General features: G+C 69.0%; 27 protein-coding genes and 4 tRNA genes. 21 read left to right on the top strand and 10 right to left on the bottom strand.

Annotated features, from left to right (window positions below; translation table 11 throughout):
• Position 1 precedes the first annotated feature (1 nt).
• A complete protein-coding gene (locus tag G6N14_RS09310; protein WP_085134420.1) occupies positions 2-784 on the bottom strand; it encodes a pyrimidine reductase family protein in 783 nt (260 codons plus the stop codon).
• Between G6N14_RS09310 and zapE the strand changes: the two genes are divergently transcribed.
• Positions 783-1,874: a cell division protein ZapE gene (gene zapE / locus G6N14_RS09305; RefSeq protein ID WP_085134419.1), complete on the top strand. Its 1,092-nt coding sequence runs from the start codon at positions 783-785 to the stop codon at positions 1,872-1,874. The genes G6N14_RS09310 and zapE overlap by 2 nt on opposite strands.
• A 1-nt stretch (position 1,875) precedes the next feature.
• On the opposite strand, the gene G6N14_RS09300 is transcribed toward zapE, so the two are convergent.
• The 5 genes from G6N14_RS09300 to G6N14_RS09280 form a co-directional block, all read right to left on the bottom strand.
• Positions 1,876-2,412 carry a hypothetical protein gene (locus G6N14_RS09300; protein WP_085134510.1) on the bottom strand — a complete coding sequence of 179 codons (537 nt, stop codon included), beginning with the start codon at positions 2,410-2,412 and terminating at the stop codon, positions 1,876-1,878.
• Positions 2,413-2,490: 78 nt separating this feature from the next.
• Positions 2,491-3,240 carry a Clp protease N-terminal domain-containing protein gene (locus tag G6N14_RS09295; protein ID WP_085134418.1) on the bottom strand — a complete coding sequence of 250 codons (750 nt, stop codon included), beginning with the start codon at positions 3,238-3,240 and terminating at the stop codon, positions 2,491-2,493.
• Positions 3,241-3,661: 421 nt separating this feature from the next.
• Positions 3,662-3,736, bottom strand: a tRNA-Val gene (locus G6N14_RS09290).
• Between the two features lie 17 nt (positions 3,737-3,753).
• Positions 3,754-3,824 (bottom strand) — tRNA-Cys (locus G6N14_RS09285).
• Positions 3,825-3,854: 30 nt separating this feature from the next.
• Positions 3,855-3,927: transfer RNA gene (locus G6N14_RS09280), tRNA-Gly, on the bottom strand.
• A gap of 159 nt (positions 3,928-4,086) precedes the next feature.
• Here G6N14_RS09280 and G6N14_RS09275 point away from each other — a divergent pair.
• Both G6N14_RS09275 and G6N14_RS09270 read left to right on the top strand, forming a co-directional pair.
• A tRNA-Val gene (locus G6N14_RS09275) sits at positions 4,087-4,158 on the top strand.
• A 212-nt stretch (positions 4,159-4,370) separates the two neighbouring features.
• Positions 4,371-5,873 (top strand): carotenoid oxygenase family protein, encoded by a 1,503-nt coding sequence (locus G6N14_RS09270; protein ID WP_234808812.1) that lies wholly within the window; start codon positions 4,371-4,373, stop codon positions 5,871-5,873.
• 14 nt (positions 5,874-5,887) lie between these two features.
• Here the strand turns inward: G6N14_RS09270 and G6N14_RS09265 are convergent, their stop codons facing one another.
• Complete coding sequence (locus G6N14_RS09265; RefSeq protein WP_085134416.1) at positions 5,888-6,508, bottom strand: hypothetical protein; 621 nt, start codon at positions 6,506-6,508, stop codon at positions 5,888-5,890.
• Positions 6,509-6,615: 107 nt separating this feature from the next.
• A complete protein-coding gene (locus G6N14_RS09260; protein WP_085134509.1) occupies positions 6,616-7,272 on the bottom strand; it encodes a DedA family protein in 657 nt (218 codons plus the stop codon).
• A 123-nt stretch (positions 7,273-7,395) separates the two neighbouring features.
• Here G6N14_RS09260 and G6N14_RS09255 point away from each other — a divergent pair, with 123 nt between their 5' ends.
• Positions 7,396-9,081, top strand: coding sequence for an acyl-CoA synthetase (locus G6N14_RS09255; RefSeq protein ID WP_085134415.1), 1,686 nt, complete (start codon positions 7,396-7,398; stop codon positions 9,079-9,081).
• A gap of 1 nt (position 9,082) precedes the next feature.
• On the opposite strand, the gene G6N14_RS09250 is transcribed toward G6N14_RS09255, so the two are convergent.
• Positions 9,083-9,889: an enoyl-CoA hydratase/isomerase family protein gene (locus tag G6N14_RS09250; protein WP_085134508.1), complete on the bottom strand. Its 807-nt coding sequence runs from the start codon at positions 9,887-9,889 to the stop codon at positions 9,083-9,085.
• A gap of 232 nt (positions 9,890-10,121) precedes the next feature.
• Between G6N14_RS09250 and fdxA the strand changes: the two genes are divergently transcribed.
• The 5 genes from fdxA to G6N14_RS09225 all read left to right on the top strand — a co-directional run bounded on the left by fdxA (position 10,122) and on the right by G6N14_RS09225 (position 12,959).
• Positions 10,122-10,466, top strand: coding sequence for a ferredoxin (gene fdxA / locus G6N14_RS09245; RefSeq protein ID WP_085134414.1), 345 nt, complete (start codon positions 10,122-10,124; stop codon positions 10,464-10,466).
• A complete protein-coding gene (locus G6N14_RS09240) occupies positions 10,463-11,197 on the top strand; it encodes a helix-turn-helix transcriptional regulator (protein WP_085134413.1) in 735 nt (244 codons plus the stop codon). The genes fdxA and G6N14_RS09240 overlap by 4 nt, the downstream gene beginning before the upstream one ends.
• A complete protein-coding gene (locus G6N14_RS09235) occupies positions 11,194-11,619 on the top strand; it encodes a hypothetical protein (RefSeq protein WP_085134412.1) in 426 nt (141 codons plus the stop codon). Before G6N14_RS09240 ends, G6N14_RS09235 begins: the two co-directional genes overlap by 4 nt.
• 45 nt (positions 11,620-11,664) lie before the next feature.
• Complete coding sequence (locus G6N14_RS09230) at positions 11,665-12,003, top strand: cupin domain-containing protein (protein WP_085134411.1); 339 nt, start codon at positions 11,665-11,667, stop codon at positions 12,001-12,003.
• Between the two features lie 65 nt (positions 12,004-12,068).
• On the top strand, positions 12,069-12,959 hold the full coding sequence (locus G6N14_RS09225) for an NAD(P)H-dependent flavin oxidoreductase (protein WP_085134507.1): 891 nt from the start codon (positions 12,069-12,071) through the stop codon (positions 12,957-12,959).
• Between the two features lie 4 nt (positions 12,960-12,963).
• Here the strand turns inward: G6N14_RS09225 and G6N14_RS09220 are convergent, their stop codons facing one another.
• Positions 12,964-13,467, bottom strand: a complete 504-nt coding sequence (locus G6N14_RS09220) for a DUF1990 domain-containing protein (RefSeq protein WP_085134410.1) — start codon at positions 13,465-13,467, stop codon at positions 12,964-12,966.
• Between the two features lie 64 nt (positions 13,468-13,531).
• Between G6N14_RS09220 and G6N14_RS09215 the strand changes: the two genes are divergently transcribed.
• From G6N14_RS09215 to G6N14_RS09160, 12 genes are all read left to right on the top strand, one after another.
• Positions 13,532-14,146, top strand: coding sequence for a PaaI family thioesterase (locus G6N14_RS09215; protein WP_085134409.1), 615 nt, complete (start codon positions 13,532-13,534; stop codon positions 14,144-14,146).
• A gap of 93 nt (positions 14,147-14,239) precedes the next feature.
• Positions 14,240-16,306, top strand: a complete 2,067-nt coding sequence (gene thrS, locus G6N14_RS09210) for a threonine--tRNA ligase (RefSeq protein WP_085134408.1) — start codon at positions 14,240-14,242, stop codon at positions 16,304-16,306.
• A complete protein-coding gene (locus tag G6N14_RS09205; RefSeq protein ID WP_085134407.1) occupies positions 16,303-16,884 on the top strand; it encodes an ATP adenylyltransferase in 582 nt (193 codons plus the stop codon). The genes thrS and G6N14_RS09205 overlap by 4 nt, the downstream gene beginning before the upstream one ends.
• The gene (gene pgsA / locus G6N14_RS09200; protein ID WP_085134406.1) at positions 16,881-17,546 is read left to right on the top strand and encodes a phosphatidylinositol phosphate synthase; all 666 of its coding nucleotides are present in this window, start codon (positions 16,881-16,883) and stop codon (positions 17,544-17,546) included. Before G6N14_RS09205 ends, pgsA begins: the two co-directional genes overlap by 4 nt.
• Positions 17,543-18,487 carry a phosphatidylinositol mannoside acyltransferase gene (locus G6N14_RS09195; RefSeq protein WP_085134405.1) on the top strand — a complete coding sequence of 315 codons (945 nt, stop codon included), beginning with the start codon at positions 17,543-17,545 and terminating at the stop codon, positions 18,485-18,487. The genes pgsA and G6N14_RS09195 overlap by 4 nt, the downstream gene beginning before the upstream one ends.
• Positions 18,487-19,611, top strand: a complete 1,125-nt coding sequence (locus G6N14_RS09190) for a glycosyltransferase family 4 protein (protein ID WP_085134404.1) — start codon at positions 18,487-18,489, stop codon at positions 19,609-19,611. Before G6N14_RS09195 ends, G6N14_RS09190 begins: the two co-directional genes overlap by 1 nt.
• Positions 19,611-20,660, top strand: a complete 1,050-nt coding sequence (locus tag G6N14_RS09185; RefSeq protein ID WP_085134403.1) for an NUDIX hydrolase — start codon at positions 19,611-19,613, stop codon at positions 20,658-20,660. Before G6N14_RS09190 ends, G6N14_RS09185 begins: the two co-directional genes overlap by 1 nt.
• Positions 20,661-20,722: 62 nt before the next feature.
• On the top strand, positions 20,723-21,736 hold the full coding sequence (locus G6N14_RS09180) for an alcohol dehydrogenase catalytic domain-containing protein (RefSeq protein ID WP_085134402.1): 1,014 nt from the start codon (positions 20,723-20,725) through the stop codon (positions 21,734-21,736).
• Between the two features lie 105 nt (positions 21,737-21,841).
• A complete protein-coding gene (gene pdxS / locus G6N14_RS09175; RefSeq protein WP_085134401.1) occupies positions 21,842-22,759 on the top strand; it encodes a pyridoxal 5'-phosphate synthase lyase subunit PdxS in 918 nt (305 codons plus the stop codon).
• A 7-nt stretch (positions 22,760-22,766) separates the two neighbouring features.
• Positions 22,767-23,612, top strand: a complete 846-nt coding sequence (gene tesB / locus G6N14_RS09170) for an acyl-CoA thioesterase II (RefSeq protein ID WP_085134400.1) — start codon at positions 22,767-22,769, stop codon at positions 23,610-23,612.
• Positions 23,609-24,205 carry a pyridoxal 5'-phosphate synthase glutaminase subunit PdxT gene (gene pdxT, locus G6N14_RS09165; protein ID WP_085134399.1) on the top strand — a complete coding sequence of 199 codons (597 nt, stop codon included), beginning with the start codon at positions 23,609-23,611 and terminating at the stop codon, positions 24,203-24,205. The genes tesB and pdxT overlap by 4 nt, the downstream gene beginning before the upstream one ends.
• 77 nt (positions 24,206-24,282) lie before the next feature.
• Entirely contained in the window at positions 24,283-25,644 is a 1,362-nt protein-coding gene (locus G6N14_RS09160) for an ABC1 kinase family protein (RefSeq protein WP_085134398.1), read from the top strand.
• Positions 25,645-25,652 lie beyond the last annotated feature (8 nt).

The raw sequence follows: 25,652 nt of genomic DNA, 5'->3' as shown, positions 1-25,652 counted from the left end.
CTTATAGGCGCGCGCTTTTGACGTACCGGGCGTAGAGGTAGCCGGAGTCGTCGGTGAGCAGATGTGCGCAGCGCATCGGCGTTGTCAGCTCGCCCGGTCCGGTGGCGATGCGGCGAGCCAGGCCGCCGACCAGATACGGCGCCAGGGTCAGGCACAGCTCGTCGAGCAGCTCATGCTCGATCAATGACCCCAGCAGGCGCGGTCCGCCCTCGGTCAGCACCCGCAGGTGTCCGCGCTGCGCCAATGCGTCCAGCAGCACGGCCTCATCGACGCGCTCGGGGTCATCGCCGGAGCAGTCCAGGACCTCGGCGTTGCCGGCCAGCCTCTGCCGGGTATCGGCGGCTGCCGCGGTGCAGGTCAACACCAGCGGTGGCACTTCGGTGTCGTTGAACACCCGCAGGTCCCGGTCCAGTGCCCCGGACTGGGTCACGATCGCCAACGGCGGGATCTCGGACTGTCCTCGGTCGCGGCGGCCCTGCCGTTGGGCGACGCTGAGCCGTGCTCCGCCGTAGTTCTCGACTCGGACGGTGCCCGCCCCGACCACGATGACGTCGGCCAGCGCTCGCAGCAGCATGAACACCGACCGGTCGCCGGGCCCGGCCAGTCCGCCGGAGGTGCCGGCGACCGTTGCGCCGCCGTCGATGCTGCCGATGAAATTGGCCCGCACCCATGGCCGCGGCCCGTCGGCCTCGGGGTAGGCATACAGCCGCCCCAGTTCCGTGTCGTCGACGGGCGCGGTGGCGCCCAGCAGGGTGAAGCCCGGATCTGCGCTGAGGTCGGACATGGCCTCGATTGCACCATGTGACTACAGTTCGTGCGTGCCCAATCCCGCCACCGAGTCGATCGACCACCTGGTGGACCGGCATCCGGCTGTGTCCCCGGAACGGTTGATCGCGCAGCTCAAACCGCCGCCGACGTTCGCAGGTGCCAGGTTTGCCAGCTATCGGCCTGACCCGGCGCAACCCAGCCAGGCCGCCGCCGTGACCGCGTGCACCGAGTTCTGCGCGCAGGCACTGACTCGTCGTGCGGGACGGCGCAAGCTGCTGGGCAAGCGCGAGGTGTTGCCGGGCGTGGGTATCTACCTCGACGGCGGTTTCGGAGTCGGCAAGACGCACCTGCTGGCTTCGATCTACCACGAGATCACCGACACCGGCAGCGTGCCCGGCGCCGGCGGGACGCCGGGGACGGCGTTCGCGACGTTCATGGAGCTGACCCAGCTGGCCGGGGTGTTCGGGTTCACCGAGTGCATCGACTTGCTCGGTGGCTACACCGTGGTCTGTATCGACGAGTTCGAACTGGACGACCCGGGCAACACCACCCTGGTGTCGCGGCTTCTGTCCGAACTGGTGGCGCGCGGGGTCTCGATTGCCGCCACCTCGAACACGTTGCCCGAACAGCTCGGCGAAGGCCGCTTTGCGGTCCAGGACTTTCTGCGCGAGATCCACGCTTTGGCAAGCATTTTCACCCCTGTCCGGGTGGACGGCCCGGACTATCGGCACCGGGACCTGCCCCCGGCACCCGAACCGCCCTCGGCCCCGGAGGTCACGCAGCGCGCGGCGGCGCGGCCCGGGTCGACGCTGGACGATTTCGACGCGCTGTGTGCGCACCTGGCCACCATGCATCCGTCGCGCTATCTGACCCTGATCGAGGGGGTCTCGGCGGTGTTTGTCACCGACGCGCATCCCATCGAGGATCAGAATGTGGCGCTGCGGTTGGTGGCGCTCACCGACCGGCTCTACGACGCCGGTATCCCGGTGGTGGCGTCGGGCGCCAAACTCGACCAGATCTTCAGCGCCGAGATGCTGGCGGGCGGCTACCGGAAAAAATACCTGCGGGCCACCTCACGGTTGCTCGCGCTCAGCAGCGGGGGTTAGCTCACAGATTCCACTGCGCCAGGCGCAGGCCGGTGTTGCGCGACAGCATCACCACGTGGGTGACCAAGCCGCGGTAGACATCCCAGTACACCCCTCCGTTGACGGTGGAGCCCGCCGGAGCGTTGGTCAGCAGTGCGTCCAGGGTGGTCGGGTCATCGGTGTGCTTGGACACGTAGGCGTCGCCGCCGGGCGTGACGCCGTCGAAGGTGACCGAGGCCGCCATGATGTAGGGGTTGGGCACCGAGATCGGGTGGACGGTCACGTTCGCTCGCCAGGGGCCGCCCTGGTTACGCCACCGCGGCGACCCGTTCGCACCCCAACCCGGCGGGATCTCGCTGGGCACCACGTCATGCACCGTGACATCGGCGACGATCGGTCCGAACGCCTCATCGCGGTAGGAGATGCGCAGCGTGTCTCCGAGGCGCCCGATCGGAGCCTCGGGGGTGGTGGTCGGCGTGGCGTATCCAGACGCCGGCAGGGTGAGGGCGGCCACCGCGGTGACGGCGGTGGTGACCAGGGCCAGAATCCAGCGATGCATCATGTCCTCTTCGTTTGCTTCTGGGCATGATGGCACATCGGCGTGGCGGGCGCGGGGCCTTGGGCCCGGGGGGCTGACTCAGGCGGTGGTTTCCTCGCCGGGGGCGGCGGCCTGGTTGGTGCTGAGCCCCGCCAGGATTCGGGTGAGATCGGCTTCTGCCCGGCCCCGGTCGACACCGGTGCGATGCAGCGGGCCGCAGCCGTCCTCGGATTCCAGCAGTGCCAGCAGCAGATGCTCGGTGCCAATGTAGTTGTGGCCGAGGCGAAGTGCGGTGCGGAAGGTCAATTCGAGAGCCTTGCGGGCTGGACCGCTGTACGGAATCAACGCGGGCGGTTCGGTGTCGCCGGGTTCGATGACCACGGCGGCGGCGACCGCTGCGGGGTCGACGTGCTGAGCGGTCAGTAGGACGCTGGCCAGCGCGTCGGGATCGTCAAGGGTGCCCAGGAGCAGATGCTCGGGGGTGATCTCGCTGCTGTGCGCCCGGCTGGCCGCGTTCTGGGCGGCCACCACCGCATTGCGTGCCCGGGGAGTGAATCGGGCGAAGCCCTGTTCGGGATCGAGGGCGGTGGCTTGCGGGCGTGCGACGAACCTCTTCTGGGCGGCCTGTTTGGTGACGCCCATGGACTTGCCGATATCGCTCCATGACGCACCGGAGCGCCGCGCCTGGTCGACGAAGTGGCCGATCAGGTGGTCGGCGACCTCGCCGAGGTGTTCGGCCGCCAGCACCGCGTCGGTCAACTGCTCGAGCGGGTTGTCGTGCACGCCGGTGATGGCGTTGATGAGGTCATCGAGGCGGACGGATTGCGCGAGGGGAGTGGGGTCGGCCATGGCGTCAACGTTAGGTTGACGTCGTGGGAGCGTCAACTGCAGGTTGACGCAATCCGCCGTGGTGGTCGTCCGTCCCGGCCCTGGCGCAGACTGTGAATATGCGGATAAATCCAGGCGGCGTACCACCTGGCGGGTGGTCAGCCCAGCCGATTCAGGCCGGCCAACGCATCCGGGCGGGCGTCGGGGTCGCCGAGCCCTCACCCGTTTTTGCCTCCGCGGGCCGGGGAAAACGAGATCTGAGCGATCGGTCGGACTTTTAAAAAATGACCTTCACCTGCATCTCTGCGGCGACGATCAGCGGAGGGAATCAACCCGGGAGAAGTATTTGCCCGCGAGGGCGCGGCACGGTAGATCCGTGCGCGGCAGGGGCCCCTGTTCGTCCATGGCGGACTCCGCCACAAAGCCGTCGCTGCGTCGATCTTGGTGCGCGGTACTGGGATTGAACCAGCGACCTCTTCCGTGTCAGGGAAGCGCTCTCCCGCTGAGCTAACCGCGCTTAGAGCCTTGGGACGGAGGTGGAGACGGGAATCGAACCCGTGTGCACGGCTTTGCAGGCCGTTGCCTCACCACTCGGCCACTCCACCGCAAGGGGTTGATGCCACTTGACACCCTCGAGCGGATGACGGGATTCGAACCCGCGACCCTCACCTTGGCAAGGTGATGCGCTACCAACTGCGCTACATCCGCGTGCCACGGGCGAGATCGTCGCCCGTCGCGATGCAGAACATTAGCGGACACATGTGAGCCAGCACAACTCCGCATGTCAGAGGGGTGAACCGCGCGAAAAGTGCCCTGCGCATTGATGCTCGGGGGGGTGGCCGTGCTAGTGTTCGTCCTCGTTCATCCGGTCTCGTAGCTCAGGGGGAGAGCGTCCGCCTCACACGCGGAAGGTCGCTGGTTCGATCCCAGCCGGGACCACAAGAAAGCCACCTGGCGACAGGTGGCTTTTCTCGTTTCGGGGGATGCCTCGGGCCGCCGGGAGGCGAGATCACCTGATGAATGGAATCGCCCCGCGGCGTGGATGTTTCGGCGGTCCGGCGCGGCAGGGTCGGGGCGGGGCCGCTTCGGGCTAGGGTGTCGATGATCCTCGGCTGGGTGACGAGGGCCGCCGATCCGCGTGAGGAGTACCCGTGACGTTGACCCCCACGCCCAACGCCGCGTGGCCGGCCATGCAGAAGTACCTGGCGTCGTTGCCCCCCGGCGAACATCGCCGCGCGATGGAGCGGCTTGCCGGCCTCACCGAAGCCGACTGGCGCAGCTTCGGCGTGAGCGAGCCGCAACAGGCCGAATACGACTATCCGGTGACCCAGATCGACGGATCGCTGCCGGCGGAGTTGGCCGGGACGCTGTATCGCAACGGCCCCGGACGGTGGGAGGACCACACCGGGCGGCCATTGCACCACCTCTTCGACGGCGACGGCATGGTCTCGGCGTTCACCATCGGCGGCGGCCGCGTGCACTATCGCAACCGCTACGTCCGGACCCGCCACTACCGCGGCAAGACCGGCACGCGGCACTTGGGCACCCCCGCTGCCGGCGGATGGTGGGCCAACGCCGGCAGAATCCCGCCGAATCTGGCCAACACCAACATCGTGGAACACGCCGGGCACCTCTACGCGCTGTGGGAGGGCGGTCCGCCGCACGAAATCGACCCCGTGACGCTGCAGACCCGCGGGGTGCGCCGGTTCGGGGGCCGCCTGCGCTGGATGGGTTCCTACTCGGCGCACCCGAGTCTGTGCCCGCGCAGCGGGGAGATGTTCAACTTCGGCGTCGAGTTCATCCCGCGACCGCACCTGCGCATCTATCGCACCGATGTCCGCGGCCGCCTGAGCCACTTCCGCTCGGTGCGGCTGCCGTATGTGGCCATGGTGCACGATTTCGCGCTCACCGAGCGCTACCTGGTGTTCCTGGTGTCGCCGATCATCCCCGACGCGGTGCCGATCGCCCTGGGCCGCGCGACCCTCGGTGACGCCCTGCACTATCGGCCCGAACGCGGCAGCGTGTTTGTGCTGATCCCTCGCGATGGCGGCGCCGTCCGGCGGGTGGAGTGCGAGGCCGTGCTCCAGTTCCATCTCAGTAACGCCTATGACGACGGTTCCGACGTGGTTGTCGATGCGATCACCTACGCCGACGGCCGCCTGCTGGAACGCATTGCGCGGTTCCAGACCAGCAGCCTCAACGACGCGCCCTCGGAGTTTTCCCGGTTCCGGATCACCGCGTCCGGGCGCCTGACCCGCGACCGGCTGAGCGAAGCGGCCTGCGAGTTTCCGCGCCACCACCCGGGCTATGAGGGCAAGCCGCACCGGTACGCCTACATCAGCAGCCGGCGTCGGCTGAGTTCGTTCTACGACTCGATCACCAAGTTGGACCTGGTCGACCAGAGCGAGACCACGTACACCGCCGAGGGGGAGGGGAACAGCTTCTGCGAGCCGGTCTTCACGCCCAGGCCGCACGCCACCGCCGAGGACGACGGGTGGCTGCTGACCGTCGAATACCAGGCCGCGCAGCACGCCTCACGCCTGGTGGTCTTCGACGCACGCGATCTCGCCGGTGGCCCGGTGGCCCGCGCCGAACTCACGCACCATATTCCGCAGGGTTTCCACGGCAATTTCAGTGCCCGCCCGGCCAGCTGAGCACTCCGGGGCGGCTACGCCATTTCCGGCACGTTCAGGTGGGCGATCGCCAAGTCGAATTCGGCGACTTCGAGCACTTCGGCGCCGGCCTCGTTGACGGCTCGGGCCCAGATGGCCTGCTCACTGCTGCGACTGGCGATCAAAGCGGCGCGGTCGTCGAAGCTCACGGTCGAGACCGCGCGGCCCGAATGCCGGTCAATCATCAGTGTGGTGCTGCAGAAGCCGTCGAGATTTTCCAGGTCGGGTGTCAGCGCCAGCTTGTAGGTGTCGATCATTTGATCGCATCCGGCCGGTTCGGTCCGCAGCCAGGTGACCCGCACCCCGGCATAGCGCTGAGACCGGTGATCACGGCGCACCGCAGCGATCTCCCAGCGGCTGATCTCAGCGGTGGCATGGAAGATCTCGGTGGCGCGGTCGCGCATCTGCGCAGCGTCGGCCTCGCTCGCCCGCAGGGTGTCCTCATCCAGCCATGACGACGTGACGATGCACCGGCCGGCGTCGCGGTCGACCAGCATCGACATCCCCGCGCAGCCCTCCATTCCGGCCAAGGCCGGCATCACCACGGTGCGGACATGGGTGATCCCCTCATCGAGAAACGACGGATGGGCGTGAATGGTGGTTGCGCGCGCGAACATGGGGGCCTCCGAGCGATCGGGGCGACGCCCCCGCGGCGCCGCCGCTCCCTTCCACCATGCTCCGGCCACGGTGTGGGGACAACCCTTATTCGCCCCCAATTGCCTGACTACTCCAGGACCGCGTCCGCCTCGGACCGATGGGTTGCCTCCAGCTCGGCGATGTGGGCCCCGATGCGTCCCCGCAGCGCGAGGGTGCCGATGAGGCCGGCGAGCACCGCGACCAGCAGCGCTACCCAGGAGAATCGGGAAAGCCAATGTTCGGCCGCCATGCCGGCGTAGTACACCAGGGCGGTGGTACCCCCGGCCCAGCAGATGGCCCCGGCAACGTTGGCGACCAGGAAATGCCGGTAGGGCATCCTCAGCGCCCCCGCCAGGGGGCCGGCCAGGATGCGCAGCAGTGCCATGAAGCGGCCGAAGAACACCGCGAGGCTGCCCCACCGGCCGAACGACCGCTCCGCGAACGCGATGTGGCCCGGACCGAAGTGGTTCGGGAATCGCCGGCCCAGCCGGTCGAACAGCGGCATACCGAAGCGACGGCCGATCGAATAGCCGATCGAGTCGCCGATGACAGCCCCGACGATGGCCGCAGCGGCGACCCCCACCGGGTCGACTCCCAGCTCGTGCCGCGACGACAACAGCGCGGCGCCCACCAGCATGAGTTCCCCCGGAAGCGGCACACCCAGGCTCTCGATGCCGATCACCCCGCCGACGAGCAGATAGACCAGCACCGGCGGGATCGAGTAGAGCAGGATATCCACCGACATGCGGCCAAGCATGCCTCACGGAGCTCGGGAAAGCCCGTCGGCGCCGTCGGCGCTGCGCCGCTTCACCTTGTAGCGTAAGCCGGGCGCCTGCCCAGGCACTGGGGATCGGATCGAGGAGCGGCAGTGGAATTCAATCTCGCCCAAGTGTTCTCGGCGGTCGCCGAGGCCATCCCGGACCGGGACTGCATTGTCTTCGGTGATCGGCGGTTGAGCTACCGCCAGGTCGAGGACCGGGCTCGCCGGCTGGGGCGGGCCCTGCACGAGCGGGGCTTGGGCGCGCGCCGGGAGCGTTGCAACCTGGCCCCCCATGAATCCGGTCAGAGCCACTTGGCGCTGTATCTGGCCAACGGCAACGAGTATCTGGAGGGCATGCTCGGCGCCTACCACGCCCGCGTCGCGCCGTTCAACGTCAACTACCGCTACGTCGCCGACGAACTGGTCTATCTGCTGACCAATGCAGCCACCGAGGCGATCATCTACCACGCCCGCTACGCCCCCACGCTGGCCGAGGCGCTGCAGCGGGCCGGCGACCGATTGCCCGCGATACCGCTGATCCATGTCGACGACGACTCCGGCAACGAGCCGCTGCCCGGTGCGGTGCGCTATGAAGAACTGCTGGCCGCCACCTCCGCGGAGCCGCTGGACCTGGCGCTGTCCCCGGACGACCTGTACCTGCTCTACACCGGGGGCACCACGGGCATGCCCAAGGGAGTGCTGTGGCGCCAGCACGACATCTTCATCAACGCGATGGGCGGCCGCGCCTTCGGTACCGGCGCCGTACCCGCCACGCTGGAGGAGATCGTCGCCCGCACTCAGGTCGCCGGTGCCGCCGGCTCGATGACGGTGGCGCCACTGATGCACGGTGCCGCCCAGTGGGCCGCGTTCATCACGCTGCTGGGCGGGCGGCCGTTCGTGATGTCGGCGGCCACCGATCGGTTCGACCCGGTGGTGACGTGGGAACTGGCGGCCAGGGAACGGGTCATTTCGCTGTCGATCGTCGGCGATGCCTTCGCCCGCCCGCTCGCCGACGCGCTCGAGGCCGGCGGCCCCCAGCTGGCCGACGCACTGTCGGGGCTGATGGTGCTGGCCAGCGGCGGGGCGGCGTTCACCGCGCCGCTCAAGCAGCGGATCCTGGGCCTGCTGCCGCACGTGTCGATCCTCGATGCCGGGGGTTCCTCGGAGACCGGCGCCGCGATGGGGCAGACCACCAGTCGCGCCCAGAGTTCCACCGGACGTTTCACCCCGAACCCCGGCGCCGTGGTGGTCAGCGAGGACATGACCCGCATCCTGCAGCCCGGTGACGACGAGATCGGCTGGCTGGCGCAGCAGGGTTATGTGCCGCTGGGATACCTCGGCGACCCGGAGAAATCGGCGCGCACGTTCCCCCTCATCGAGGGAGTCCGGCATTCGGTCCCCGGTGACCGGGCACGCTGGGACGCCGACGGCGGCATCGACCTGCTGGGCCGTGACTCGGTGACGATCAACTCCGGCGGCGAGAAGATCTTCGCCGAGGAGGTCGAAGCCGCGATCGCGCACCATCCCGCCGTCTACGACGTCGTGGTGGTGGGCCGGCCCAGCCAGCGGTGGGGCAACGAAGTCGTCGCCGTGGTGCAGCTGTCCGAAGGTGCCGACGCCGGACCCGACGACATCATCGCCGCGGCAGCCGACCACATCGCGCGGTACAAACTGCCCAAAGCCGTGGTGTTCTGCGCCCAGATTCGGCGTTCGCCGTCGGGCAAGGCCGACTACCGCTGGGCCAGGGAGCGGGCCATCGCCGCGCAACCCGTCCAAGCGGCTGTGCCCGGCTAGGTCAGCCGAACTGCGGCTTGCGCTTTTCCCGGATGGCGGCCAGGCCCTCGTGCACGTCCGGACCGGAGAAGCCGAGGAACTCCAGGCCCAGGGCGGTCTCGAAGGCCGGCGCGAACTGCCGGTACCAGTAGTTCAGGCTGTGCTTGGTGAACCGGATCGCGTCCTGGGCGCCGTGCGCCAGGTCGTCGGCGATGCGGCTGGCGGTGGCCAGGACCTGGTCGTCGTCGACGCAGGTGGAAACCAGCCCGATGCGCTCGGCCTCCTCGCCGTGCAGTGTCTCGCAGGTCAACAGGTAGTACTTGGCCTTGGCCATCCCCACCAGCAGCGGCCAGCAGATCGCCGCGTGGTCGCCCGCGGCCACCCCGAGCTTGGTGTGGCCGTCGATCAACCGGGCGGTGCGCCCGGCCACCGAGATGTCCGACAGCAGTGCCACCACCAGGCCCGCCCCCACGGCCGGGCCGTTGATGGCCGAGATCACCGGCTTGGAGAAGTTGACCATGTTGAGCACCAGATCGCGGGCCTCCCGCAGCACCTGCATCCGCCCGGCATGATCGCCGACGATCTTCTCGATCAGATCAAAGCTGCCGCCGGCGGAGAACGCCTTGCCCTCGCCGCGGACCAGTACGGCCCGCACCTCGTCGTCGCGGTCGAGCACCGGCCACACGTCGGCGAGGTCGCGGTGCATCTGCGGGCCCACCGAGTTGAGCCCCGGGGCATCGAGCACCAGCTCCAGCACGCCGTTGTCACCCGGCTCGAACCGAAGGCTGGGGAAGTCGGAAGAGGCACGGTAGCGGGGGGCATCAGTCATCATTTGTTTCTACTCGACCGCCCGGGTCCGCCGCCGTCAGGGCTGGCTTGACGCGGTCGGCGGCCACCGGCGCGGTGCGTCGGTGAATCCGCAACGAGCCCAACCGTTTCCGGGCCCGGTCAGGCCGGGAATGCCGTCCAGCGCGGGGGCGCGCGGGGCGCCCAAACCGGCCGTGGGCGTTTAGGTTCGCCTTTCTCGTTTCTACAAATTGCCTTGTGTAAACTCTGTGCCCATGGCATATGTGATCGGGAAGCCGTGCGTTGACGTGATGGATCGGGCCTGCGTGGAGGAGTGCCCGGTTGACTGCATCTACGAAGGCGGGCGAGCCCTTTACATCCACCCGGACGAGTGTGTGGACTGCGGAGCCTGCGAGCCGGTGTGCCCGGTCGAGGCCATCTACTACGAAGATGACCTCCCCGACGAGCTCCAGCCGCACCAGGCCGACAACGCGGCCTTCTTCACCGAGGCCCTGCCGGGGCGCGACGAGGCCCTCGGATCCCCCGGCGGCGCCGCCAAGATCGGCCCGCTCGGCATCGACACTCCGCTGGTGGCCAGCTACCCCCCCCAGGGGGAGTGAGCGACATCGCCAAGTCGCCTGCGCCATCGGGAGGACGTCGCCTCGACGTTCTTCGGCTGGTACAGGCCGCTGACGAACCGCTGAGCATCGCGCAGATCGCCGACGAACTGGGCGTGCACCCCAATACGGTGCGGTTCCACTTGGACACCTTGGTCGAGGAAGGCCGGGTCGAGCACACCGCAACCGATCACAAGGGCCGGGGCCGGCCGGCGCTGATGTTCCGCGCCATCCGGCAGATGGACCGTGGCGGCACCCGCCGGTTCCGGCTGCTCGCCGAAATCCTCACCATGGGCTTGGCCGCCGACTCCGATCCCAGCACCAAGGCGCTGGCCGCGGGCCGGGCCTGGGGACAGCGCCTGCGCCCCCTGCAACCCCCGGACGGACCCGTCGACCCCGACGAGTCCACCGGCCAGCTGCTGGAAATGCTCGATGAAATGGGATTCGAGCCCGAGACCCTCGATCCCGACACCACCGGCGAAGAACAGTTCGGGCTGCGGCATTGCCCGTTCCTGGAACTCGCCCAAACGTCGGCCGAAGTGGTCTGCCCGATTCATCAGGGATTGATGCAGGGCGTGCTGGAAGCCTGGGGATCGCCGCTGACCGTCGATCGTCTCGACCCCTTCCACGAGCCCGACCTGTGCGTGGCGCATCTGAAGCCGGCGGCCGGCAACGGAACGCCGGTCGCCCGCTCCGCCCCGGGCGTGACGCGCACCGCAGGGTCCACCGGGTGAGCGCCGGCGCCTCCGTTGCGACCGCCGCCACCTTCCTCTGGCTGGGGATGGTGACCGCGATTTCGTTCCTGGAGGCGCCGCTGAGGTTTCGGGCGCCCGGCGTGACCGTCCCGATCGGTCTCGGCATCGGCCGGTTGGTCTTCCGCGGCCTCAACTCGGCCGAATTTCTGCTGGCTGCGGTGATCGCGGCCGCTTTCGCCGCGCAGCGGCCCCCCGTCGGTACCGCCGTGGCCTACGCCGTCGCCGTGGCGACGCTGTCGGCCCAGGTGCTTGCGGTGCGCCCAGCCCTGCGCCGCCGGGCCGACCAGGTGCTGGCCGGGTTGCAGGCGCCCCGCTCCCGGGCGCACTACGCCTATGTCGCACTGGAACTGATCAAGGTTGCCGCGCTGATCGGCATGGGCATCCTGCTGTTGTCCGGCTGAACCGTCCCACGCTCCCACCCCGTACACCGAGCCGAAGGAGTACCGATGGAATCGACATCGCTGAACGCGTTGGCCGACGAGAAGCTCGCCGAGGCGGCCCAGCACCACAGCGGCCGAGCCGCCCACACCGTCTACGGCGGGTCGGTGCACCACCTTCGCCAGACTCTGGTCGCCTTGCAGGCCGGCCAATCGCTGGCCGAACACGACAGCCCCGGCGAATCGACCTTGCAGGTGCTGCGCGGCCGGGTGCGACTGACCGCCGGCTCAGACACCTGGGAGGGTGCGGCCGGTGAACTGGTCACCCTGCCCCGCACCCGGCATGCGCTGGAGTCGCTGAAGGACTCCGTGGTGCTGCTGACCGTCGCCAAGAGCGCATCGCACTGAGCGTGCCGCTGCGCACCTCCTGGTCGCAGGGGGCCGGACTGCGGGTGCCGATCCTCAACGCACCTATGGGTGGGGTGGCCGGCGGGCGGCTGGCCGCGGCCGTCACCGCCGCGGGCGGGCTGGGGATGATCGGCATGGGCAGCACCGCCACCGCGGCGTCGCTGGCGACCGAACTGGCCGCGCTGGGCACCGCGCCCCGGTTCGGAATAGGCCTGGTGGATTGGGTGATCCGCGACCAACCCGACTTACTGGAGGCGGCGCTGGCTGCCGGCCCGACGTTGCTGTCGGTCAGCTTCGGCGTCAACCTTTCCTGGGTGCAGCGGGCACACGGGGCCGGGATTGCGGCTGCCACCCAGGTCTACGACGCCGAGACCGCCCGCCGGGCCCGGGACGCCGGAGTGGACGTGCTGGTGGCGCGCGGAGCCGAGGGCGGCGGCCACGGCGCGATCCGGCTTGCCACGCTGCCCCTGCTGGACGCCGTTCTGGAGGTCGTCGAGGTTCCGGTGCTGGCCGCCGGTGGGATCGCCGGGCCGCGCAGCCTGGCCGCTGTGCTGGCCGCCGGCGCCGCGGGAGCCTGGCTGGGAACCGTGTTGTCGGCATGCCCCGAGGCGCTGACCGGCGAGGGTGCCCGCCGCGCGCTGATCGCAGCCACCGGCACCGACACGATCACCACCCGGGTCTTCGATGTCGGGCAGCGTCTGGATTGGCCGGCGTGGTTCCCGTCGCGGGTGTTGCGCAACGATTTCACCGGCCGCTGGGCCGGTCATGAGGATGCGCTGGCCGCCGATCGAGATGCGAGATCGGAACTGGCAGCCGCGATCGCCGACGGCGATCAGCGACTCGCCCCGGTGGACGCCGGTCAGAGCGTCGGCATGCTCACCGACAGCCGCCCGGTGGCGGTGGTGATCGACGAGCTGTGCAGCGGGGCGCAACGGCTGCTGGCGCGCTGGGCTTGACCCGTCACACCGCTCGCAGATAACGGGTGGCGATGGTGCGCTGCAGAAAGGGCCCGATCGGTCCGGCTGCCTTGGTCCACCAGGTGGCCGGCCGGGAGAACGCCCGAATCTGGGCGTACACCGTGTCATCGGCGGCGTCGTAGCGCACCGCGAACAGCTCCTCGCCGGATTCGGGATGCCCCGCCAGGGTGCCGTAGGCGAAGCCGCGCCGGTCGGGCTCGGACACCACATAGACGACCCGGCACGGTGCGGTCATCAGTCCCAGGCGAACCAGCACCACGGCGTCCACCTCGGCGACCTCGCGGTCAGCCTTCACCCGTACCCCGACGCCGGCGCCGCGGAGCATCCCCCAGCGCAGCACCGCGTCGCCGGCCTCCTCGAAGCGTTGCCTGCCCGTGCCTATCGGGGCGCTCAGATCCAGATGGTGATAGCCGGCGGGCAGCGTTCCGGCGGTGGCGCCCACCTCGGGGTAGGTGAGCGGCAGCTCACGCAGCGTGCTCAATTCCACGGCCCCACCTTGCCACCGCGGGCGCGCCGTTCGCCCGGCATTGGCCGGAACGTTAAATAGGGGGATGACAGCCACACACGCCGGCGGCGGCTTCAATCCGCCCGAACCGACCCAGAAGGGCGGGCCGGACTACGGCCGCTTCCTGGACAATGTGCGCGCCCTGCAGGACCATGCCCGTGCCGCCGACGCTCCCGCCGAGGTGATCAGCCGGGCTGCCGACGCCCTGCAGAGCGTGTGTGAGCTGCTGGCCCCCTTCGACACCGACGAGTGGTCGTCGCCGTCCGGTCGCCGGCTGGACCTGCCCATGCGCGGCAATGTGCTGGCGGTGCCGATGAAGCTGAAGCGGGACGGCGAGCGGCGGCTGAGCGGCTGGGCCCGCTTCCGGCGATTCCACCTGGGCCGCAACGGTGCGGCGCACGGCGGGGCTATCGGGCTGTTGTTCGACTCGGTGTTGGGTACCGCGTCCTGGATGCTGACCGGCGGGGACTACCAGCGCACCGCCTACCTACACGTCAACTACCGCCAGATCGTCCCGATCGAGAAAGAGTTGCAGGTCCGGGCGTGGGTGAGCAGGACCGAGGGCCGCAAGATCTTTGTCGAGACCACACTCTGCGACGGTGACACCGTGCTGGCCGACGGCGAGGCGTTGTTCGTGGTGCTCAAACCCGGTCAACCATGACGGCGGTGCACTCCCGAACGGTTCGCCCACAGCCCCCCCGATAGCATGGTCGCGGACGTTTCTAGCCCCTAGCACCCCCTTGGAGACCACGTCATGAGCGCGCCCGCACAGCCCGTCCCGATCCGGGTTCCCGCCGGGACCACCGCGGCCGCAGCGGTGCGCGCGGCGGGCCTGCCCGAACGGGGCGCACCGGACGCCATCGTGGTGGTGCGCGACGCCGACGGGCGGCTGCGCGACCTGAGCTGGACGCCCGCCGCTGACGCCGAGGTCACCCCGGTCGCCGCCGACACCGACGACGGCCGCAGCGTGATCCGGCATTCCTGCGCGCACGTGCTGGCCCAGGCGGTCCAGGATCTGTTCCCGGCGGCCAAACTCGGTATCGGGCCGCCGATCACCGACGGCTTCTACTACGACTTCGACGTGCCGGAGCCGTTCACTCCCGAAGATCTGGCCAAGCTGGAGAAGCGGATGCGCGCCATCATCAAGGAAGGGCAGCTCTTCTCCCGGCGGGTGTATGAGTCCAAGGACGCCGCCTGCGGCGAGTTGGCCGGCGAGCCCTACAAGCTGGAGCTGGTCTCCGCCGACTTCGGCAAGGCCGACGACCCGGACATCATGGAGGTCGGCGGCGACGAGCTCACCGCCTACGACAACCTCAACCCCCGTACCCGGGAACGGGTTTGGGGCGATCTGTGCCGAGGGCCGCACATCCCGACCACGCGGTTCATCCCCGCCTTCAAACTCACCCGCTCATCGGCGGCCTACTGGCGCGGCGATCAGAACAACGCCAGCCTGCAACGGGTGTACGGCACCGCATGGGAATCGCAGGAGGCGCTGGACAGCCATCTGGAGTTGATCGAAGAGGCACTGCGGCGCGATCACCGCAAGCTCGGGGTCGAACTGGACCTGTTCAGCTTCCCCGACGAGATCGGCTCGGGCCTACCGGTTTTCCACCCCAAAGGCGGAATCATCCGGCGCGAGCTCGAGGAGTACTCGCGGCGTAAGCACATCGAGGCGGGCTATCAGTTCGTCAACACCCCGCACATCACCAAGTCCGAGCTCTACGAGACGTCCGGGCACCTGGAGTGGTACCGCGAGGGCATGTATCCGGCCATGCACATCGACGCGGAGTTCGCCGAAGACGGCACCCTGCGCAAACCCGGCCAGGACTACTACCTCAAGCCGATGAACTGCCCGATGCACCACCTGATCTTCCGGTCGCGCGGACGCTCGTACCGCGAACTTCCGTTGCGGCTCTTCGAGTTCGGCAGCGTCTACCGCTACGAACGCTCCGGTGTGGTGCACGGGCTCACCCGGGTGCGCGGGATGACCCAGGACGACGCACACATCTACTGCACCCGGGAGAGCATGCGCGACGAGCTGGCCTCGTTGCTGCGCTTCGTGCTCGACCTGCTCGCCGACTACGGCCTGGACGACTATTTCCTGGAGCTGTCCACGAAGGACCCGGACAAGTACGTGGGCTCCGACGAGGTCTGGGAGGAGGCCACCGACACGCTGCGCGAGGTCGCCGAGGCCTCCGGGCTGACCTTGGTGCCCGACCCGGGCGGTGCGGCGTTCTACGGGCCGAAGATCTCGGTCCAGGTCAAGGACGCCCTCGGGCGCAGCTGGCAGATGTCGACCATCCAGCTCGACTTCAACATGCCGGACCGTTTCGAACTGGAGTACACCGCCTCCGACGGAACCCGCCAGCGGCCGGTGCTGATCCACCGGGCGTTGTTCGGTTCCATCGAACGGTTCTTCGGGGTGCTGACCGAGCACTACGCCGGTGCCTTCCCGGCCTGGCTGGCGCCGATCCAGGCGGTCGGCATCCCGGTCGCCGACCAACACGTGCCCTACTTGGAAGACCTGGCCGCCCAGCTGCGCCGGCACGGCGTTCGGGTCGAGGTGGACGCCAGCGACGATCGGATGCCCAAGAAGATCGTCAACCACACCAACCAGAAGGTCCCGTTCATGCTGCTGGCCGGCGACCGGGACGTCGAGGCCGAAGCGGTCAGCTTCCGCTTCGCGGATCGCACCCAGATCAACGGGGTCCCGCGCGAGCAGGCGGTGGCGGCCATTGCCGGCTGGATCGCGGCACGCGAGAACACCGCGCCGACCGCGGAGACGCTTCGGGCGCGCCTGACGGCGAGCGAGACGCCATGAGCGGAGACCAGGACAAGGATGCGCCGGCGGAGCTGATAGACACCGGCGTCGGTGAACCCGACCGGCTGCAACGGCTGTGGACGCCCTACCGGATGACTTATCTGGCCGAGGCGCCGCTCAAGCGCGCGGAGTCCGGGGCGTCTGCGCGGTCCACTCAACCGTTCACCGATATCCCGGCGATGTCCGACGAGGACGGTCTGGTGGTGGCGCGTGGCGAGCACGTCTACGCGGTGCTCAACCTCTACCCGTACAACCCCGGGCATCTGATGGTGGTGCCCTACCGGCGATTCTCGGAGTTCGAAGACCTCACCGACGAGGAGGGCGCCGAATTGATGGCGTTCATCCAGAAGTCGATCCGGGTCATCAAAGCCGTATCCCACCCGCACGGGTTCAACGTCGGGCTCAATCTCGGCGAGTCGGCCGGCGGTTCGCTGGCCGAGCACCTGCACGTGCACGTGGTGCCGCGGTGGGGCGGTGACGCGAACTTCATCACGATCGTGGGCGGTTCCAAGGTGATCCCGCAGTTGTTGCGCGACACCCGCCGGCTGCTCGCCGACGAGTGGGTCAAACAGCAATGAGCAGACTGCCGTTCCTGTCGCGGGCTACGTTCGCCGGGATCACCACGCCGGTGGCGCGATGCCTGCTGCGGGCCGGGCTCACCGCCGACATCGTCACCATGGTGGGCACCGCCGGCGCGGTGATCGCGGCGCTGACGCTGTTTCCCACCGGCCAGCTGTTCGCCGGGACCCTGGTGGTCTGGTTCTTCGTGCACTTCGACATGGTCGACGGGGCGATGGCCCGGGAAAGCGGCGGCGGCAGCGCGTTCGGCGCGGTCTTGGACGCCACCTGCGACCGCATCAGCGACGGCGCGGTGTTCTGCGGGCTGGCCTGGTGGGCGGCGTTCGGGTTGGGCAACCCCCCGCTGGTGGTGGCGACCCTGATCTGCCTGGTCACATCGCAGGTCATCTCCTACATCAAGGCCCGGGCGGAGGCCAGCGGACTGCGGGGCGACGGCGGCTACATCGAACGCCCCGAACGACTGATCATCGTGCTGGTCGGAGCCGGCCTATCCGGCCTGCCGGTATTCCCGCTGCCGTGGGCTTTGCCCGTGGCGATGTGGCTGCTGGCCGTGGCCAGCCTGATCACCTGCGCCCAGCGGTTGCACACCGTGCGCACCTCACCGGGCGCCGTGGAGCCGCTGCCGCGGGTGTCCGACGGCGAGGAAACCTCCGAATCGTGACCCTCATCCCGAGCGGCCTGCGAGTTCCCGGGCTCAGTCAGTTGGACGCCTGGGCCACCGACGCCGGATTCGCCGCGGGCTGGATGCTGGTACGCGCGATGCCGGAAGCCGTCGCACGCAACGCTTTCGACGCCGGCGCGCTGTACGCGGCCCGCGGCGGGGGGCCAGAACAGCTGCGCAAGAACCTGGCTCGCATCATCGGTGTGGATCCGTCGCAGGTGCCGGCGGAGCTGATGCGGGCCTCGCTGGCGTCCTACGCCCGGTACTGGCGAGAGGCGTTCCGCCTACCCGCCATGGACCACGCGGCGGTGGCGGCGCAGCTGGACGCATCGGTGCGGGGAAACGAGCACATCACCGCGGCACTGACGGCCGGCCGGGGGGCGGTGTTGGCGTTGCCGCACAGTGGCAACTGGGACATGGGCGGGGTATGGCTGGCCCAGACTTACGGCGGCTTCACCACCGTCGCCGAACGCCTCAAACCCGAATCGCTCTACCGGCGGTTCCTGGCCTTTCGGGAGAGCCTGGGGTTCGAGGTGATACCACTGTCCGGGGGAGCCCGGCCGCCGTTCGAAATCCTCACCGAACGACTTTCAAGCAATGGCCTGGTGTCTCTGATGGCGGACCGCGACTTAACGCGCAACGGAGTACCGGTCGAGTTCTTCTGCGAAACCACTCGGATGCCGGCCGGCCCGGCCAAACTTGCTCTGGCTACCGGCGCGGCGCTGTTGCCGGCACACTGCTGGTTCGACGGCGCGGGCTGGGGCATCGACATCGGCGCCCCGCTGAACTGCGACAGCGGGGACGTGGGCGTGATCACCCAGGCGCTGGCCGACAAGTTCGCCGAGGGCATCGCGGCTTACCCGCAGGACTGGCACATGATGCAGCCGCAATGGATCGCCGACCTGCCCGAATCGCGACGGGCCCGCTTGGGGGAGACCTGATGCGTATCGGCATGGTCTGCCCCTACTCGTTCGATGTGCCGGGCGGGGTGCAGGCTCATGTGCTGCAGCTTTCGGAGGTGCTGCGGACCCGTGGACATGACGTCAGCGTGCTGGCGCCCGCCTCCCCGGATGTCACCCTGCCCGATTACGTGGTCTCGGGCGGTAAGTCGGTTGCCATTCCCTACAACGGCTCGGTGGCCCGGCTGCAGTTCAGCCCGGCTGCGCACCGAAAGGTCAAAAAGTGGCTGGCCAACGGTGATTTCGATGTCCTGCACCTGCACGAGCCGAACGCCCCCAGCCTGTCGATGCTGGCGCTGAACGTGGCCGAGGGGCCGATCGTGGCGACGTTTCACACCTCGACGACCAAGTCGCTGACGCTCAGTGTGGTGCAGGCACTGCTGCGTCCGATGCACGAGAAGATCATCGGCCGGATCGCGGTGTCCGACCTGGCCCGGCGCTGGCAGATGGAGGCCCTGGGTTCGGACGCGGTGGAAATCCCCAACGGGGTGGATGTGGCGTCCTTCGCGGCGGCACAGCCACTGCCGGGCTATCCGCGCGCGGGGCGAACGGTGCTGTTCTTGGGCCGCTACGACGAACCCCGTAAGGGTATGGCGGTGCTGCTGGGAGCGCTGCCAGCCCTGGCGGAGACGCACCGCGACGTCGAAGTGCTGATTGTCGGGCGGGGCGATGAAGACGAACTGTGCCGTGCCGCAGGCAAGTTGGCGAAACATCTGCGCTTCTTGGGGCAGGTCGACGACGCAGAGAAGGCATCGGCGCTGCGCAGTGCCGACGTGTACTGCGCACCCAACACCGGCGGCGAGAGCTTCGGCATCGTGTTGGCCGAGGCGATGTCCGCCGGTACCGCGGTGGTCGCCAGCGACCTGGACGCCTTCCGCAGGGTGCTCAACGACGGGCAGGCGGGCCGGCTGGTGCCGGTCGACGACCACGAGGCGCTGGCCGCCGCCCTGATCGAGCTTCTCGACGACGACGCGCTGCGGGCCGCCTATGTAGCCGCCGGTGCTGAGGCGGTGCGCCGATTCGACTGGCCGGTGGTGGCCGACCAGATCATCCGGGTCTACGAGACGGTCGCCGGGGTGGGCAGCAAGGTCACGGTGGGCGACTGATGCCGTTGACCATCGTCGCGACCATACTGGTGCTGACCGGGGTGGCGGTCCTGGCCGCCGCGGTGGCCTGGGCCTACCAGACCGCCAACCGGCTCAACCGGCTGCACGTGCGGTGCGATCTGTCCTGGCAGGCACTCGACGGGGCGCTGGCACGCCGGGCGGTGGTGGCCCGGGCGATCGCGATCGACGCCTACGGCGACGATGTGGCCGGCCGGCGGCTGGCCGCCTTGGCCGATGTCGCCGAGCGAGCACCGCGCGCTGCGCGGGAGGCCGCCGAGAACGCACTGTCGGCCGAGCTTGCGATGGTCGATGCGGAGTCGTTGCCCCATGTGATGGTGGCCGAGTTGGCCGACGCCGAAGCCCGGGTGCTGTTGGCCCGCCGGTTCCACAACGACGCGGTCCGCGACACCGTGGCATTGCGTGAGCGTCCCTTGGTCCGGGCCCTGCACCTGGGTGGAACCGCGCCGATGCCAACCTATTTCGAGATCGTCGAGCGGGCGGGCATGGTTGCCCACGGCGGTCGGGGTGTGCTGCGGCCCCGCGTCTCGGCGCGGGTGGTGCTGCTCGACGAAGCCGGATCGGTGCTGCTGCTGTGCGGCCAGGATCCCGCCCTGGCCGAGGACCCGGCGAACCCCGTGCCGCGCTGGTGGTTCACCATCGGCGGCCAGGTTCGGCCCGACGAAACCCTTGCCGACGCGGCGGCGCGCGAGCTGGGCGAGGAGACCGGTCTGCGGGTCGATCCGGGCGAGCTGGTGGGGCCGATCTGGCGCCGTGACGCCGTGTTCGAGTTCAACGGCGAGCGCCTGGACAGCCAGGAGTTCTTCTTCGCCTACCGCACGGCGCGATTCGAACCATCCGGAGCGGGCCGCACCCGGCTGGAACACCGCTACCTGCGCGGTCACCGATGGTGTGATGCCGCACAGATCAAGGCGCTGGCCGCCGCGGGGGAGACCGTCTACCCGCTGGAACTGGGCGACCGCCTGGCCGAAGTGGCGCGCCTGGCCGACGGCGACGTCGGTGCCGATGCCGGTCTTCGCCGGATTTCCTGACCGGCGCGGCTTAAGCTGAGCAGGCCTCGGGCGAATCAGCTCCGCAACCTCGGGAGGCCTGCATGCCGACACATCGCGCTGTTCACGTGGCGTCAGTCGATGCCCCGCTGACACTCGTCGATGTCGAGACCGAACCGCCAGGCCCCGGCCACGTTCGCATCGCTGTTGCCGCCTGTGGCGTCTGCGGCACCGATCATGTGTTTGTCAACGGTGGCTTCCCCGGGATGACCTGGCCGGTGACGCTCGGGCACGAGATCGCCGGCACCATCGCCGAGCTGGGTGCGGGCGTGACGGACTGGCAGGTCGGTGACCGGGTCGCGGTCGGTTGGTTCGGCGGCAACTGCGGCCACTGCATTCCGTGCCGCAAGGGCGATTTCATCCACTGCGTCAACGGCCAGGTGCCCAGCTGGCATTACCCCGGCGGCTACGCCGAATCGGTCACCGTTCCGGTGAGCGCACTGGCCCGGATCCCCGACGAGTTGTCCTTCGTCGAGGCCGCCCCCATGGGCTGCGCCGGTGTCACCACCTACCATGCGCTGCGCTCGACCGCGGCGCTGCCCGGGGACCGTGTCGCGGTGCTCGGCCTGGGCGGTTTGGGGCATCTGGGCGTGCAGTTCGCCAGGGCCATGGGTTTCGAGACGATCGCGATCGCTCGCGGTGCCGCCAAGGTCGCCGACGCCTATGCCCTCGGCGCACACCACTACATCGACTCCACAGCAGGCGACGTCGCCGAGGCGATGGCCGCGCTGGGCGGAGTCGCGGTGGTGCTGGCCACCGCGGCCAATTCGCGCGCGATGGCTGAAACCCTCGGGGGGCTGGCGCCGCGGGGCGAACTGGTCATCATCGGCGTCACCGCCGATCCGCTGCCCATCGCCCCCGCCCAGCTGATCACCCCGGGGATCAGTGTCACCGGTCACCCGTCGGGAACTGCCCGAGACGTCGAGGAGACCATGCGTTTCGCGGTGCTTTCCGGGGTGCGCGCCCGCATCGAACAGCGGCCGTTGGCCCAGGCTGCGCAGGCATATGCCGCCATGGAGCAGGGGCAGGCGCGCTACCGGATGGTTTTGACGATGTGACCGGCGGGGCCGTTATCGGCACCGTAGCGGTTATCAGCGGGAAAACGGCTGGCGGCAGCCCACTACACTGAGCGGGTATCAGTGGCCAGCAAGGAGAAGTATTCAGTGGACAGCGCGGCGCAGAACGGTTCGGCACCCGACGGACAAACGGGTACTGCGCGGGTAAAGCGCGGCATGGCCGAGATGCTCAAGGGCGGCGTCATCATGGATGTCGTCACGCCTGACCAGGCACGCATCGCGGAGGCCGCCGGCGCGGTCGCGGTGATGGCCCTGGAGCGGGTACCGGCCGACATCCGGGCCCAGGGCGGGGTTTCGCGGATGAGCGACCCGGACATGATCGAGGGCATCATCGCGGCGGTCACCATCCCGGTGATGGCCAAAGTACGGATCGGGCACTTCGTCGAGGCGCAGATCCTGCAGAGCCTCGGGGTGGACTACATCGACGAGTCCGAGGTGCTGACCCCCGCGGACTACACCCACCACATCGACAAGTGGCGCTTCACCGTGCCCTTCGTGTGCGGTGCGACCAACCTGGGTGAGGCGCTGCGCCGGATCACCGAGGGCGCTGCCATGATCCGCTCCAAGGGCGAGGCCGGCACCGGCGATGTCTCCAACGCCACCACCCACATGCGAGCCATCGGCGGCGAGATCCGTCGGCTCTCGTCGCTGTCCGAAGACGAATTGTTCGTTGCCGCAAAGGAACTGCAGGCGCCCTATGAGCTGGTCGCCGAGGTGGCACGGGCTGGAAAGCTGCCGGTGACGCTGTTCACCGCCGGCGGGATCGCCACTCCGGCGGATGCAGCCATGATGATGCAGCTCGGCGCCGAAGGCGTGTTCGTCGGTTCCGGAATCTTCAAGTCCGGGGACCCGGCGGCGCGCGCGGCGGCCATCGTCAAAGCGACCACCTTCTACGACGACCCGGACGTGCTGGCCAGGGTGTCGCGCGGCCTGGGCGAGGCGATGGTCGGCATCAACGTGGAGGACATCGCTGCGCCGCACCGGCTCGCCGAACGCGGCTGGTAACCACCTCGTGGCAATCGAAGAGATCCTCGATCTCGAGCAGCTCGAGGTCGACATCTACCGCGGAAGTGTGTTCAGTCCGCATTCCGATGACAATCAGCGCACCTTCGGCGGGCACGTCGCCGGGCAGGCCCTGGTCTCGGCGGTGCGCACCGTGGATCCGAGCTTCGGCGTCCACTCGCTGCACGGCTACTTCCTGCGGCCGGGAGACGCCAAGGCGCCCACGGTTTTTCTGGTCCAGCGGGTGCGCGACGGCGGTTCGTTCTGCACGCGGCGGGTCGACGCCATCCAGCACGGCAACACCATCTTCAACATGTCGGCGTCGTTTCAGCGCGGGCAGCGGGGCATCGAACATCAGGATCTGATGCCGCACGCTCCCGATCCGAAGGATCTGCCCGACATCGGCGCGATGAAGGCCTTCGACGACGAAGGCTTCAAAGCGTTCGCCGAATGGGATCTGCGCCGGGTGCCGCCCGAACAGCTGCCGGGAATTGCCGGCAGGGCCGCCGAGCAGCAGGTCTGGTTCCGTCACCGCGATCCGCTGCCCGACGACCCGGTGCTGCATATCTGTGCACTGGCCTACATGAGTGATCTGACGCTGCTGGGCGCCTCCTGGTCGATTCACCCCGACGTGCGCGATCAGTTGCAGGTGGCGTCCCTGGACCACGCGATGTGGTTCATGCGGCCCTTCCGGGCCGACGAATGGCTGCTCTACGACCAGTCGTCGCCGTCGGCGTGGGCCGGCCGGGCGCTGACCCAGGGCAAGATCTACAACCGGTCCGGCGACCTGGTGGCAGCGGTCATGCAGGAGGGGCTGACCCGGTTCCCGTCCGGATCTGCCCCGACCGAACGGTGAGCGGCCCGCAGATCGGCGTGCTCGCACTGCAGGGCGACGTCCGGGAACACCTCGCGGCGCTGCGCGCTGTCGGCGCCGACCCGGTGCCGGTACGCCGCCGCCCGGAGCTGGACGCGGTGGACGCGCTGCTGATTCCCGGCGGCGAGTCGACCACGATCAGCCACCTGTTGCGGGAGCTGGAGCTGGTGGAGCCCCTGCGGGCTCGGTTGGCCGAGGGGATGCCGGCTTATGGGTCCTGCGCGGGCATGATCCTGCTGGCCAGCGAGATCATCGACGCCGGAGTGCCGGGCCGCGCCGCCATTCCGCTATCGGGTATCGATATGGCGGTGCGGCGCAACGCTTTCGGCAGGCAGGTGAACTCTTTCGAAGGTGACCTGGACTTCGACGGCCTGGCGCAGCCGGTGCACGCGGTGTTCATCCGGGCGCCCTGGGTGGAGCGCGTCGGTGACGGCGTGCAGGTGCTCGCCCAGGCCGCCGGGCATCCGGTCGCGGTGCGGCAGGGCAGCGTGCTGGCCACGTCGTTTCACCCGGAGGTGACCGGCGACCGCCGCGTTCACGGCCTTTTCGTCGACATCGTCACCGGAGCGGCCTGAGGGGTTTGCGGGCCGCGCGGGCACCCCAGGGGTGCCCGGGCATACCGCCTCCGGCGCCGGCCAGGCATGATGGGGTCATGGCAGATCTGGCGCGGGGCGGATTTCGCCGCGCAGTGAAACTGGCGAGCCTCCCGGCCGGGGTAGCGGGCCGGGCCGCCTTGGGCGTGGGCAAGCGGATGACCGGCAAGTCCAAGGACGAGGTCAACGCCGAGCTTCTGGAAAAGGCCGCCGACGAGATGTTCAAGGTGCTCGGCGAGCTCAAGGGCGGCGCGATGAAAGTCGGCCAGGCGCTGTCGGTGATGGAGGCCGCGATTCCTCCGCAGTTCGCCGAACCCTTCCGCGAGGCGCTGGTCAAGTTGCAGAGCGAAGCCCCACCGCTGCCGGCGGCCAAGGTGCACCGGGTGCTCGACGCCCAGCTCGGCACCAAGTGGCGGGAGCGCTTCGCGTCCTTCGACGACACCCCCGCCGCCTCGGCGAGCATCGGGCAGGTGCACCGGGCGGTCTGGAAGGACGGGCGCGACGTCGCCGTCAAGATCCAATATCCCGGTGCGGACGAGGCGCTGCGCGCCGACCTCAAACTGATTCAGCGATTCAACTGGGTCGCCAAGCAGGTGGTGCCCGGGGCCGACGTGGACCGGGTGGTCTCGGAGATCAACGACACCCTGGAAGCGGAGCTGGAATACCGGCAGGAGGCCGACAACCAGCGTGCCTTCGCCAAGGCCTACGCCGATGACCCGAAATTCTTCGTCCCGGCGGTTATCGCCAGCGCGCCGAAGGTCATCGTTTCGGAGTGGGTCGAGGGCCGGCGGTTGTCGGCGGTCATCAGCGGCGGCACCCAACAGGAACGCGACTCGGCCTGTGCGCTGCTGCTGGAGTTCGCCTTGAGCTCACCGGCGCGGGCCGGGTTGGTGCATGCCGACCCGCACCCGGGCAACTTCATCCTGCTTCCCGACGGACGCCTGAGTGTTATCGACTTCGGCGCGGTGGCCGAACACCCCGGCGGTATTCCGCCGGAGTTCGCCGAACTGCTGTGCTGGGCGCGAGACGAGCAGTGGGACGAGGCGATCCGGCTGCTCAAGAAGCTCGGATTCATGCCCGCCGACTATGAGCTGAGTGCCGAACAGCTGGTGGAGTACATGCAGCCGCTGTGGCCCTACATCGACCCGCTGCGCTCGGGGGAGTTCCACTTCACCCGCAAGTGGTTCCAGAAGTCGGCGCTGGTCACCACCGATCCCATGGCGGAAGGCTTCGCCGACCGCTTCAAGATGGCGCGGCAGATGACGCTGCCAGCGGGTTACGTGATGTTGCTGCGCACGCTGGGCGGCCTGCTGGGGGTTGCGGTGCAGCTCGACGCGCGCGTCGACTACGCGGCGCTGATCGAGCGCTGGGTGCCCGGGTTTTTCCCGCCGCAGCAGCCCCCGGCGCGTGGGCAGGACTGACACGTAGA

Origin of the sequence: Mycolicibacter hiberniae, from assembly GCF_010729485.1 — a bacterium.
GTDB lineage: Bacteria > Actinomycetota > Actinomycetes > Mycobacteriales > Mycobacteriaceae > Mycobacterium > Mycobacterium hiberniae.
This window is presented reverse-complemented; position numbering and strand designations above follow the sequence as displayed.